At 61.8% G+C, this 12,731-nt stretch carries 9 protein-coding genes and 1 pseudogene; 4 read left to right on the top strand and 6 right to left on the bottom strand.

From position 1 onward, the window contains the following. Positions 1-231 precede the first annotated feature (231 nt). The 3 genes and pseudogenes from J2S96_RS19845 (at position 232) to J2S96_RS19835 (ending at position 3,591) form a co-directional block, all read left to right on the top strand. The gene (locus J2S96_RS19845) at positions 232-1,731 is read left to right on the top strand and encodes a hypothetical protein (RefSeq protein ID WP_306867537.1); all 1,500 of its coding nucleotides are present in this window, start codon (positions 232-234) and stop codon (positions 1,729-1,731) included. Then, positions 1,728-2,219: pseudogene (locus tag J2S96_RS19840) on the top strand (ABC transporter ATP-binding protein); the annotation flags it as partial. The gene J2S96_RS19845 and the pseudogene J2S96_RS19840, both read left to right, overlap by 4 nt. A 502-nt stretch (positions 2,220-2,721) precedes the next feature. Continuing rightward, entirely contained in the window at positions 2,722-3,591 is an 870-nt protein-coding gene (locus tag J2S96_RS19835) for an ABC transporter permease (protein WP_306867532.1), read from the top strand. A gap of 1,114 nt (positions 3,592-4,705) precedes the next feature. Here J2S96_RS19835 and J2S96_RS19830 read toward each other — a convergent pair. From J2S96_RS19830 to J2S96_RS19805, 6 genes are all read right to left on the bottom strand, one after another. Then, positions 4,706-5,803, bottom strand: a complete 1,098-nt coding sequence (locus tag J2S96_RS19830; RefSeq protein WP_306867530.1) for an ABC transporter permease — start codon at positions 5,801-5,803, stop codon at positions 4,706-4,708. Between the two features lie 27 nt (positions 5,804-5,830). Beyond that, positions 5,831-6,940: an ABC transporter permease gene (locus tag J2S96_RS19825; protein WP_306867528.1), complete on the bottom strand. Its 1,110-nt coding sequence runs from the start codon at positions 6,938-6,940 to the stop codon at positions 5,831-5,833. After that, positions 6,937-7,875, bottom strand: coding sequence for an ABC transporter ATP-binding protein (locus J2S96_RS19820; RefSeq protein ID WP_306867525.1), 939 nt, complete (start codon positions 7,873-7,875; stop codon positions 6,937-6,939). The genes J2S96_RS19825 and J2S96_RS19820 overlap by 4 nt, the downstream gene beginning before the upstream one ends. A 71-nt stretch (positions 7,876-7,946) precedes the next feature. Beyond that, positions 7,947-8,642, bottom strand: a complete 696-nt coding sequence (locus tag J2S96_RS19815) for a maleylpyruvate isomerase family mycothiol-dependent enzyme (RefSeq protein ID WP_306867521.1) — start codon at positions 8,640-8,642, stop codon at positions 7,947-7,949. A 35-nt stretch (positions 8,643-8,677) separates the two neighbouring features. After that, positions 8,678-10,375: a monocarboxylate uptake permease MctP gene (gene mctP / locus J2S96_RS19810; protein ID WP_306867518.1), complete on the bottom strand. Its 1,698-nt coding sequence runs from the start codon at positions 10,373-10,375 to the stop codon at positions 8,678-8,680. Continuing rightward, positions 10,372-10,653, bottom strand: coding sequence for a DUF3311 domain-containing protein (locus J2S96_RS19805; protein WP_306867515.1), 282 nt, complete (start codon positions 10,651-10,653; stop codon positions 10,372-10,374). Before J2S96_RS19805 ends, mctP begins: the two co-directional genes overlap by 4 nt. Before the next feature lie 554 nt (positions 10,654-11,207). Between J2S96_RS19805 and J2S96_RS19800 the strand changes: the two genes are divergently transcribed. Further along, the gene (locus J2S96_RS19800) at positions 11,208-12,500 is read left to right on the top strand and encodes a GH25 family lysozyme (protein WP_306867512.1); all 1,293 of its coding nucleotides are present in this window, start codon (positions 11,208-11,210) and stop codon (positions 12,498-12,500) included. The last annotated feature ends 231 nt before the right edge of the window (positions 12,501-12,731 follow it).

Below are 12,731 nucleotides of genomic sequence, written 5' to 3'. Positions count from 1 at the left end.
CCCGAACCAATTCACGCCGAACCTCAGGCCGACCAAAACGTCCCACAACACCACCAACCACTCAGGCGTTGCAACGACCCCCTGAACCCGCCAGGTATGTGCCGGCAAAAGTTGCAGCACACACGAAACGCCAAGCTGGTATCGGTGCTAATCGTGGCCATGCTTTGCCTGACTGCCTGCAGTGCCGGTCCCTCCGCGCCGGCCAACGATGTGTCTGCCATACAACATGACTTGAAGAAGCTCCAGGGAATCAACGGTCTCACGAGGATGCCCGAAGGGGAGGGCCAAGAGCGTGGAGATCTGTACACGACGGCGTTGTACTCCGAGGACTTCGGTTCCCACCTGCTGGCGGCGGACAACGCCAATCGGGCCGTCCGCAACGCACTGGGTGATCAGTCCACAGTCGACCTGCCGACGCTCTGGTCGGCGCTCAAGCTGATTAGGGCAGCCGGCGCAGCTTTGCCTGCCGAATTGGAAAAGAGATTGACCAGTACCGCGATGCCCGCAAGGCAGCAGGATGTAGGCGCGGAGATCGCCGCCCTTTGGTTTTGGATCGACATCGGTAGGATGCAAAGCTGGTCCGTGATCGCAGGAAAGTCCTTTGTGGAAGAAGCGATCATACGGCTTGGCGCAATTGACCTCAACTCGATCATGAACAAGCCCTATCTACTATGGCGACTCTTCGATTCCTATTCGGCTCTGCAAAGGGAGAGGCCCCTCGAATTGGAACGAGCGTTGAAGAACGTGGATTCCAACAAGCTCCCTGGCGACTATGAGTCAACTCTTGACTTTCAAGCCGCCCTTGAAGCGAGAGCAACTCTTGGAAATGATCTGGTCGTTCCTAACGGTGCTAGAGACCATATCGTCAGGCTTCTGGATTCGAGCCAGGTGCACGATGACGCACTAATCGCTTCAATGCTGCGTTCCTTGGAATTGCTGAATGCACATACAGAGGCGAAGCGACTTGTCAAAGATCATATTGCACCCAGGGTCGACCAGAAGACGGGACTTATCCGTTCAGCGTCTCTTGCCAAAGGCTCGGTCCACGGGACGTATCTTGCCGCGAGACTCCTCGACACGAGATTTTCAGAGCTCGCAAACGAACAGACCCGGGACGAATTGGAACGGGTCCTGAGGGAGCCCGAAGCCAATCTCCTCACTCAGCTCAAGGCGCTTGTGTCTCTCAAGCGCTCTGGGTCTCCATCCTGGGGGAACTACGGTTCGCTCATCGAGCACGGTAGGGCGGCGGTTCCGCCCAGCGTGACTTTCGCCAATCTCAGCGGGTACATCGAACTGGTGGATGTTCTGGTGCAGCTTGAGCCAAATGCCCGGTTGGGGCGACTGGAGGCGTTCGATGCAGACCCCGGAGTTGAAGATCTACTCTCCGGGGCACTGATGGCGCTCTCCAACTCCATGTACTTCTCAAACAGCGAAGAAGTGAGATCAATGTTTCCGGCCGTGCAGTCCGCGCTCCCGCAGCTCATCAGTTCACCGAAAGGAAACGGCCCGAACTATTTTCGGGCGCTGACGGCCATGACGAACGCAAGCCGCTCCGGACTCGGATCAAACGACTTCGACAAGGCGGCCGAGGGACTCCTGACACTGAGAGGCTGCAAGGAATTCCCGTCCTTGTATCGGATGGAAGCACGCAAGGAGTCCCCGTGTAGCCTCTCGGTTTCAGCCGCAATGATCGCGGTCCCCGGCGCATACGACCTTGGGGTGAACAAGTGACCTCGGTACTGCGCCTTGAGAACATCACCAAGTCTTTTTCAGACGAGCGCGGGAACCGACAATTGGTCCTTCCTGGAGTCAGCCTGAATGTCGAAGCGGGTGAGATCGTCTGGCTGCGTGGTGAATCGGGCTCGGGGAAGTCAACCATCCTCAACATCTCGGGACTCCTCTCAACACCCGATACGGGCAGAGTGTGGATTGACGGTGACGACAGAACCAATGCATCGCCCCGGACGGCGAGTCTGGTCCGCTCGATCGAGATTGGAATGGTGTTTCAGAACAGCAATCTGCTGCCCGAACTTACAGCATTGGAAAATGTCCTCCTGGCCAGCCGCGAGTCCACGACGCGCGCGGCCATGACAAAGCAGCTGGAACGCTTCGGCTTGGCCGCGGTCGCAGACCGGCAAGCGAAGAGACTTTCCGGAGGGCAGCAGCAACGGGTCGCGTTTTGCCGCGCGCTGATCAACAGGCCTTCACTACTCCTGGCGGACGAACCAAGTTCGGGTCTTGACCGGGCAAATACCGAAGCCATCCTCGACGCCATGCGGACGGGCGCCAACAGTGGGTGCGGTGTCCTGGTCGCTTCCCATGACGAAGTTTTCCAGCAGGTGGCCCACCGTCAGCTTCCCATGAAGGAGTTGCTCCTTGAACAGAAATAGGGTCTTTGCTGCCAGGTCGGTGCGGCTTTCCCTCTCGAAACTAAGGCCGCTCGCGGTCCTAATGAGTCTTGGCATTGCTGTATTTGTTTTCGCCGACAGCATCGTAGGGGCCGGAATAAGCTCATACTCAAACAAGATCAGCACCAATTCAGCCCTGAATTACGTTGAGGTAACTTCAGTAGGTCCGGACTCAGCTCGTGAGATCACTGACGAATCATTATCCCGGTTCAGCCAAATCGATCACGTAGTGCGATCCTCCGGTTGGGCACAAATAGACCTCGCGATAGAGGACCCTGCAAACTGGCCATCACCGAACAATCCCGGTGCATTCATGGGTACGCCTTTCATCAGCGGGATCACTCCGAAAGTACTGCTGGGAGACGTGTCCGGGGACGGTCCTGGGGAAGGCCAGATCCTCCTTCCCGACAAGGGGCAGGGCCAGAAATATGATCAGCTGCTTGGCAAGGAATTGAGCTTCGTATACACAAAGGAAATCGGCCCCGGCAACGGGGCACCCGTTTCCATGTCTCTGCGCGTGGCAGGCATCTATGACAACTCGTCGCCTGGTATCGACGGCGCACAAGCTGCTTACGTATCCAGTGAGGTACTCCAATCCACACTCGCCAATGCCCGGGCGAATACGAAAGCGCTGACCTACCCCCGCGCATTTGTTCGCGTTGACTCAGCAGACGAAGTGGTCAATGTACAAAACCAGGTCCGGGCCCTCGGATACTCCGTGAACAGCGTCGCAGGCCAAATCCGGTCGCTATCAGGTCTGTTTGCTCTTCTTGCCCTGGTCAGCTGGGTGATCGGCGGCTTCCTCGTTATCTTCTGCCTCGGTGTTGGAGTGTCGGTTGGTGGCAGCTGGATTAAGCAAAGAGCCCGCGAAGTGGGCCTCCTCAAGGCCATTGGCTGGTCGGGGGCTTCGATTGCAGGTGTTTACATGGCCGAGCTGGCAGCAGTGGGTCTCATCATTGGCGCGGTGGGAGCGCTCCTTGGAACAGTTTGCTCCATCGTCGGAACGGCGGTCTTCAGCGGACTGCAGCTCGACCTCCTGCCGGTGGCTGCGTGGGCAATGCCCAATTGGCTGCTCGTGCTCGGCGCGCTCTTCTGTGTTCCTTTGTTCTTGTGCCTTGGAGCGGTTGGCCACGTCGCAAGACTCGTTCGACTTGACGCGGATTCCTCGCTGAGGGACCTGTAGTTCCGCGTCGTTCAGACGCATCAGCCCTTTGATCGGTCCGCGCACAATGGCTTGAAAGGAACTGTTTCGGGTTTTCTTCACCAAGGGGCACGGAACGATTTATGCTCTGGTTGGGTCGGAGGGCGCGACCTGTGTCCGCCCACTAGGAGGATGAGCCATGGCTTCGGATGGTGATGCTTTGGCACGGTGGTCTGAAGGGCGGACCGGGAGAGCGCTTCTTGCCAGCATTGCTGGCCTCGAGCCCCACCGATTTAGGTTTGCATTGCTGGATGGCACCTCGACCAACACGCTCTTATGGCAAGTCCCGGAAGCGGCGCATCGGTGGATGGAGGGCGCCGGCTCAGTAAGCGATGCGACCATTTTCGCTACTGCCTCCGAGTTCGTTAACAGCTACGCGCACGGCTTGGAGAGCGAGTGGCGCGGTTTTGACGACATACTCGCAGATGCTCAGAACTCACTGACCGAGATTGCGTTGGACATCTCCAGGCGGACTGGCCTTAGGTGGTGGACGGAATCCATCTCAGTTCAGCATCAGTTTGCATATCTCAGGCGCGGTCGCTCGGGTGCGCACACAACAGAGAATGCCTTGGTAAAGGCGGAAGGGCCTGTACTCGATGGTTCGACCTGGTGGGTTTCACCTGCTGGCGTATTGGTTAGTAGCCGCGGCCCGGTACTTGGCTTTCCTTGCGTTATCGCCGCTGCGCCGGATGATCACTGGATGAAGGACAAACGGGACTCATTGTGGGCTGTCGAGGTCTCAGGTAGGGCAACTGTCTTCGAGATTCATGGAAAAGAAGACTGGGCTCAGCTCGTGGCAGCGTACCCTCGGAATGGCCAAGGTTTCTTGACCTTTGACTGGGGACCACCACCAAGTCAAGGAACGAATCTGCTGCTTCCTGACAGGCGCCGAGCTGCTCTCGATTGGGACGCAGTGCATGTGTCCTTTGCGGGGTACCTCGCGGCCTCATATGAACCAATTCCAGTCGATGAATCGCATTACACCGTCTTGGCAGGATGGCACCCTGACGCCACCTATTGGTTGACGGGGCAGGCTCGCGCTGTCAATCAAGTCCATGGGTAGCTTTCTGGTCGGGAGGCCCCACCGACCAAACCCTCAACCCTCAACCAGCCGCCGCTGTAAGCTCACAATTCCCAACCCGAGCCCAACCGCAGCCGTCACACCCAACACCGCCAGGTCCCGTCCCAGGTTGTCCGTCGACTGGTAGAAGATGGCGGATTCCAGCGCATCCACCCCGTAAAACGTCGGTGTGAAATGCGCGATTGCCTGGATCCAATCAGGCAGGAACGCCGCGACACTGATGCCGCCGCTGAGGAAGAACAGATAGATCGACAGGTTGATCCCAGCCCCGGCCACAGCCGAGAAGCGTCGCAAGGCACCTCCCAAAGCTGTCCCGAGTCCGGCGGCCGCCAGCGCGATCAGCCCGATCGCGGCCAGCGCAGGCAGCCAATACCAGCCGACGGGCCTCAGCACCCCGAAGGCGAACGACAACACCAGCACCACCGCCGCCACCAGCATCGTTGTCACCCAGCACGCCAGGATCTTCCCGGCGATCAGCGTCCCGCGGCCGATCGGCGAGAGCAGCAGCGCCTTGATGGTCAGCTCCTCGAACTCCCGCGCGGCGGCCAAACCGCCGTTGACGATGCCCATGATCGTGAGCAGGAGCACCAAGATGGGCACGAGCTGGAACTGGACCAGATCGACGTCGTGCGGCCTCAGGTCGGACTCGGCGACGCCCACCATGATCGGAGTGTCCGGCTGGCTCGAGTAAAACCGGGTAATCGCGGCCGGCACCGAGCGGCGCAGGTCGTTCGTGAAGTCCAGGTTCAGGTTGTTGATCTGGACGCTCACGGGGTCGGGCCGCTGTGCCCGGTAGTCGTCGTCGAACGTCGCGGGGATCGTGATGACCGCCGCAACCTGGAGGGTATCCAGCAGATGCGCGGCCTGAACCGGGTCGGCACGCTGGATGCGGAACGCGTCCGAGTCCTCAAGGATCGAGACGAGCCGCTGCGCCTGCGGCCCGTTGTCCTCGACCACCAGCGCCACCGGGTTGCGGCCCACGGCTCCGGCCACAACGAAGATGATCAGCAGGAATGCGACCGGCGGCAGTAAGCTCGCCAGAATCGCCGACGGCGTGCGGAACCATGTCAGGATATCTTTCGCCGCAATCGCGAGCACTGCCCGCGCGGCCATCAGTGTGCGCCCATCAATGCCAGCCCATCAGTGCCTCGCCCCTCGCCGCCCGAACACGAACGCCGCAGACCCTACAGCCGCCAAAGCGAAGCCTGCCAGCACAATCGCATCGACGGACAGCCCTTGGGGAGCGGTCTGGTAACCGTGGAACGCGTGCTGGAAAGCGGCGATCGCATAGGTGAGTGGCGAGACGGCAGCGATCGCGCCAGGGAGGGCGCCCAGCCAGTTGGCGGGCCCGAAAGGCCCGCTCAAGAAGAAGAGGGGAAGGACCATTGCGATGGACAGGGGGATCGCTTGCTGCCGCCGGCGGACAAGCGTCCCGGCAAGCACGCCGAGGGCGAGGAATGCCGCCAGAATCAGGAGCCCGAAACCCAGGACTTCCAAGGGATGCAGCGGACGAACGCCAAGAAAGAAGACGACGACGGTGAATAGCAGCAACGCGGACGCGGCCGCGAGGGCGGCGGCCCCCAGTACTTTGCCCACGCCGATGGTCAGCCGGCTCACGGGCGCCAAAGCCAGTTCCTTGATGGTTCCGAGCTCGTAGTCCCGCGCCGTGTTGACGCTGCCTTGCAATTGGGACGCGAGCATCAGCCCGGCCACCATGATGCTCACGGCAAGGTAGGGGATGTAGCCGGTGTCGGCGGCCTGGACATCGGATTCATGGGCGGTCACCACCACTTGGTCTGGAAAAGCGTTCGCGTAGAACGACGTTATCGAGAGCGGCACCGCCCGCCGGATGTCGTTCGTGAAGTCGACGTTCAGGTTGTTGACCTCCACGGGAAGGTCGATTCGCGCCTTTGCGGCCAGGGCGGCGTCGAATTCTTGCGGGACGGTGACGACGGCGACAATGGTGCCGGAATGGATCTCGTGTTCGGCATCGGCCGCGGAAGCCGTGTGAATGATGAACGACGACGAGTGGCCCATGGCCTGGACGAACTGTTGGGCGAGCGGACCGCGGTCATTCATTACGACGGCGATCGGCGCCTGGCCGCCGCTGAGGGCGAAGAGGAGGAAGAGGAGCAGGAAGTTGATCGGAATCAGGACCCCGATGATCGCAAACAGCGGCTCGCGGAGGGTGAGCTTGATGTCCGCTGCCGCGACCGCCCGCACCACGCGAAGGTTGTGGCGCACGCTCATTCCCGCAGCTCCTTGCCTGTCAGGCTGAGGAAGACCTCGTCCAGGCTTGGCTCGCGGCTTTGAATCTCTTCCAGGCTCGTCGTCCCGACCACCTCCGTCACGACCTTCCCTGTGACGTCGGCACCGCCTTCCACAGTGACCTTCAGCGAACCATCGGAGGCGATGACCGAGACGACGCCCGGGAGGGCACGGACCTTGCGGACGACGTCGTCCCCCGGCGCCGGATGTGTCCTCATTTCAAGTACCGTGTCACCGAAACTGCGCCTCAGGTTGCTCGGCGAGTCCAGCGCAACCAGCTTTCCGCGGTCTATGATCGCTAGCCGGTCGCAGAGTGCGTTGGCCTCTTCAAGGTAGTTGCTCGTGATGAGGACGGTGGTGCCTCGTTCTTTGAGCTCGCGGATTCGATCCCACAGTGCATGCCTGCTCTGCACGTCGACGCCGAGGGTCGGTTCGTCGAAGTAGAGCAGCTCCGGTTCGTGGAGCATCGCCCGGACCAGCGCCAGCCGCCGTTTCATGCCACCGGAGAAAGTGGAGACGCGGCTCTTGCGGCGCTCCTGTAGCTGCGCCAGTTCGAGCAGCGCGGTGATCTTCTCATTGAGGCCCGCCCGGGGTACGTCGAAAAGGTCGGCATGGAACCGGAGGTTGGCCTCGGCGGTCAGCTCCTCATAAAGTGCGTTCTCCTGGGGGACCGTACCGAGCGAGCGCCGGAGCTTGCGCGGATCCGCCAGCACGTCGATCCCCAGAACAGTGATGGCGCCCGAGGTCGGACGGCTCAGGCCGCTGATCATGTCGATGGTGGTCGTCTTGCCAGACCCGTTAGGCCCGAGCAAGCCGAAGATCTCCCCGCGCTCGACCCGCAGGCTAAGACCGTCGACGGCGGTGAAGGAGCCGAACCGTTTGGTGAGGCCAGCGAGTTCTATGGCGGTTTCCGTCACGGCTCCATGATGCGACTGCGGCGGTCAATGCACAAGGAGGATGGGTTGTGGGGTCTCGGGTGGCGGTTGGTTCAGGGAGTAAGTGGACTGTGGATGGCGCGGAGAGCGATCTCCGCGTCGCCTTCGATCATTGCGTTATCCGCAAGGCTGGAGCGGCCCCAGAGTCCGAAGTACATTTCGCGTGTCGGGGCGGAAACCGTGGCTGCGACCGGCCCGTCGCCGAGCGTCCAGGTGCTGCCGTCGGGGACGCGGAAGGTCACGGCTTGCTCGAGGGGCGCCATCCGTTCCAGTCGTAGCTGGCGCGGGGCGAACATCGCCAGGGCCTCGTCGACGCCGTCGAGCAAGAAGTCTTCCGTGAACGACGGAACCTCCAGCCCGGACGCCTGGAGGGCGTCGACCAGATGGATGGCGTGCTCGTGCGCCTGGCGCCGGAGCCAGAACCCCGCCGTCCGCGGCGGAGGCCCGAAGTTCCAGCATTGCGCTTCCGGATCAAGCCCTGCCATCGTCCGGTAAAAGGCGTCCGTTCCCTCAAGGAACCACCCTGTGGCGGCCTCGGTGGGCGGCTTTTCCCCTTCTACGTGCTTCCCGTTGAGAACCACGCCGGCCGCCCACCGTTCGATCGACCCGAGATGGCCGAAGAGCGCATCCAGTGTCCACCCGGGACACGCCGGAACAGCACGTTGCAGCGCCTCGCCCGGCTGACGGGCAAGAGCCTTGAGGGAGTCGAGGCTGCCGGCCAGCTCGGCAAGGTAGCGATCAGGCAACATGAGTTGAGCATAACGGGTCACCCCGTCCGGAGGCCTCAGAGAATTCCGCGCCCCGTTCCACCGAGCGGGTACTCGCGCTCGAGCTCAGCGACCTTGGGATCGTTTTCGTCCGCTCCGTAGTCCGAGTTCCGGGTGATGTCCTTCCCGTCGGGGAGCTTCATTGCACGGAAGACGAGCGATAGTACCGCGGCAACGATGAGGTTGATCGCGAATGCCACGACGGCGATGTAGACCTGCACGTTGGTGCCGGGGATGGCAGCGATGGAGCCGCCGAAGTTCGCCTTCGTCACCGGGTTGACCACGTTGTACGCCGCGACGGTGCCGTAGATGATCCCTGCTGCCCAACCAACGAAGAGCGCCCAGCGGTGGAACCAGCGGGTGTAAAGCCCAGCGACGATCGCCGGGAATGTCTGCAGGATCCAGATACCACCGAGGAGCTGCATATTGATGGCGGCCGACTGGTCCATCCCGATCACGAAGATCAGCGCCCCGAACTTCACCACGAGCGACGCGATCTTGGAGACCTTGGCCTCCTGCTTGGGGTCGGCGTCGGGCCGGATCAGGTCCCGGTAGATGTTGCGGGTGAACAAGTTGGCGGCGGCGATCGACATGATCGCGGCCGGGACCAAGGCGCCGATGGCGATAGCCGCCAAGGCAATCCCGGCAAACCACGCGGGGAAGTTGTCCAGGAACAGCTGCGGAACCACTAGCTGCGGATTGACGGCGCCGTTCAAGTCAATCGGCTTGGTCCCCGCGGAAATGGCCGCGTAACCCAGCAGGGCAAGGAATCCAAGCATGAGCGAATACAGCGGAAGGACCGCGGCATTCTTGCGGATGGTGTTCCGGCTCTTTGTCGCCAGGACTCCGGTGACAGAGTGCGGATACATGAACAGCGCCATGGCCGAGCCAAGAGCCAGGGTCCAGTACGCCGAATAGCTTGCGGCACCGGGGATGAAGACGCCGGTTGGCTTGCCTGTGGCCGGACTGATCGCGTCGAGTTTCGTCTGGGCCGCGCCGAAGATGTTGTCCCAGCCCCCGAACTTAAGCGGCAGGTAGATCACGGCAACGATGACCGCGAGGTAGATCAGCAGATCCTTCACCACTGCGATAAGCGCAGGCGCACGAAGGCCCGAGGTGTAGGTGTAGGCGGCCAGGACCACGAAGGCGATGATCAGCGGCAAGTCCGTCAGCAGCACGTTCTGCGCGCTGCCAAGGCCCAACACCGTGAGTACGGCTTTGATGCCGACCAGCTGCAGCGCGATGTACGGCATGGTGGCGACGATGCCGGTGAGGGCTACCGCAACCGTCAGTGCCCTGCTGCCGTAGCGCCCGCCAACGAAGTCCGCCGGCGTGACGAACCCATGCCGATGCGAGACCGACCATAACCGGCTCATCAACAGGAACACGATCGGGTACAGCACGATCGTGTACGGCACCGCGAAGAAACCACTCACGGCGCCGGTGGCCCACATCGCGGCCGGGACGGCAACGAATGTGTAGGCCGTGTAGAGGTCTCCACCGAGGAGGAACCACGTCACCCAGGTTCCGAAACCGCGGCCGCCGAGGCCCCATTCGTCGAGGCTGTGCAGGCCGGTCTCCTTGCCCGCGCGCCAGCGGGCCGCGAAGAAGCCCAAAACCGCCACCAGGGCAAAGAGGACGACGACGACGGTAAGCGCGATGCCGTTGACGGGCCGATCCGGTGTGGCCGCCAGCGGGACGGTGAGCCCGCTCATTGTTCCCGCTCCTCAGTGCGCGCCCCGCGCACGGCCTCGCGGCGTCGACGGTCCTCCTTTGTCACCAGCCGATAGGAGATGCCCACCATGCCTGCGGTGATCGGAACCCACAGCATTTGGTACCAATAGAAGAACGGCATCCCGCCTAGCCGTGGCTTATCCATCGAATACGCCGGGACGAACAGGGGAACCAGAATGGCGATTGCTAGCAGGACTCCGGCCACAATATACGGACCCGGCCTCGCGGGCCCCCGGGTTGGCACATCGGGAGTTGACATGGACGCCTCCTCATAGAGACGGCCCCCGGAGCGGGATGGTCTTCCCGGGACGTGCCGGTGGCCTGGTGAACTGTGTATATACGCGGTTCACCAACAGAATAGATTCTGGACTAACTCTTTGACAGTGTCAGCGCGGCCCGTTTTTTGTCGCGGCGGAATCCCGGCGTCCGCGCGCCCTGACCTGAGTGCCGCCGTCGCCGTCTGAAGGGGACCAGACCTGCGCGGCGGATTTTACCTGTTTGTCATTCGTCTTGATTTGAGCTGGTAGTATCCGTCACGTCCGCCGTTCGCTCTCCGGCGGCCGGTTGTTGGCAGGCGCGGGTCTCTTCCGTTGCCAAAACGGAAGGAAATTTCATATGGACGCGTCGATCCCACGCGCTCGCGGGCGGCAGCACTCCGTCCGGCCTCGTATCCGGAAGGGCGTCGCCGGGTACGCGGCTGTTCTACTGGCCGGTATTGTTCTCGTGGCGCCCGGAGCGGGCGCCGCTTCCGCATCACCCGTGAGCACTCCACCGTCCCCATCCGCGACGTCAAATACCTCAAACGATCACGCGATGGGTTCAACTGTCCGCAGTCACGAGCCCGCTCCGCAAATGCGAATGTCTGCCCAGGCCGTAGCGCCCGCCTCGGTGTCCTCCGGAGTGCCGGGAATGGACGTCAGCAGCCACCAAGGGAATGTGGACTGGCCCGCTGCCGCGGCAAACGGTGCCAAATTCGCCTACGTCAAGGCAAGCGAGGGAACCGGTTATGCCAACCCGTACTTCGCAAGCCAGTATGCCGGATCCGCAAGCGCCGGACTCCTCCACGGTGCTTACCACTTCGCGCTGCCTGACGCGTCCTCAGGAGCGGACCAAGCCAACTACTTTCTGCAGAGCGGCGCCGCCTGGACCGCGGACGGGAAGACCCTTCCTGAACTCTTGGACATCGAATACAACCCGTACGGAAGTACCTGCTACGGATTGAGCCAGGGTGACATGGTGAATTGGATCTCCGATTTCGCCACGACCATTCTTTCCCGGACCGGACGCCTACCGGCCATTTACACCACCACCGACTGGTGGACCACCTGCACCGGCAATGCGTCGGGCTTCGGACTGCACCCCCTGCACATTTCCTATTACTCAACCGACCCCGGGCCGTTGCCGGCCGGCTGGTCGGACTACACGTTGTGGCAGAACTCCGATTCAGGCATTTTCCCCGGAGACCAGGACCTCTTCAACGGCACTCTTACCCAGCTGACGGATTTCGCGACCAACCCGGGCCCTATCTTCTCGGATATTTCCGGGGATCCCTTCACGTCCGAAATCAATTGGCTCGGGTCCCACGGCATCTCTACCGGGTGGACCGAGTCTGACGGGTCAAGGATCTATAACCCCCAGGCGACGGTAGCCCGCGACGCCATGGCCGCGTTCATGTACCGCCTCGCGGGTAGTCCGGCCTTCACGCCACCGGCGACCTCGCCATTCACCGACGTGGCCACCACCAACCCGTTCTACAAACAAATCACCTGGCTCGCGAACAGCGGCATCAGCACCGGCTGGACCGAAGCCGACGGAAGCAAAACCTACCGTCCGTATCTCGCAGTCAATCGTGACGCCATGGCAGCCTTCATGTACCGCCTTGCGGGCAGTCCCGCCTTCGCTCCACCGGCGACCTCGCCATTCACCGACGTGGCCACCACCAACCCGTTCTACAAGCAGATCACCTGGCTCGCGAACAGCGGCATCAGCACCGGCTGGACCGAGGCCGACGGAAGCAAAACCTACCGTCCGTATCTCGCGGTCAATCGTGACGCCATGGCAGCCTTCATGTACCGGTACAACACCAAGTTCGGGACCATGCACTAAGAGGCAGACCTGCACATGAAACAGCAGGGGGCGGCCACCAACCCCCGGTGACCGCCCTTCCAAACTGAAGGTGACTAGCCGTCTGTGTCTTTGGCAGGCGACTGGCCGCGGGAGTGTCGGAATAACGGTGGATCCAGGGTTGGCCTGACACGCCGGGCGGTGCCTGGCGGGGAGGACTGATCATGAGCGACACCATGGATTCCATGGCGACTGATGTGGATCAGCAAGAGT

Origin of the sequence: Arthrobacter bambusae (assembly GCF_030812595.1) — a bacterium.
GTDB lineage: Bacteria > Actinomycetota > Actinomycetes > Actinomycetales > Micrococcaceae > Arthrobacter > Arthrobacter bambusae_B.
The sequence above is the reverse complement of the archived record's forward strand: the minus strand, read 5'-3'. Positions and strand labels throughout refer to the sequence as shown.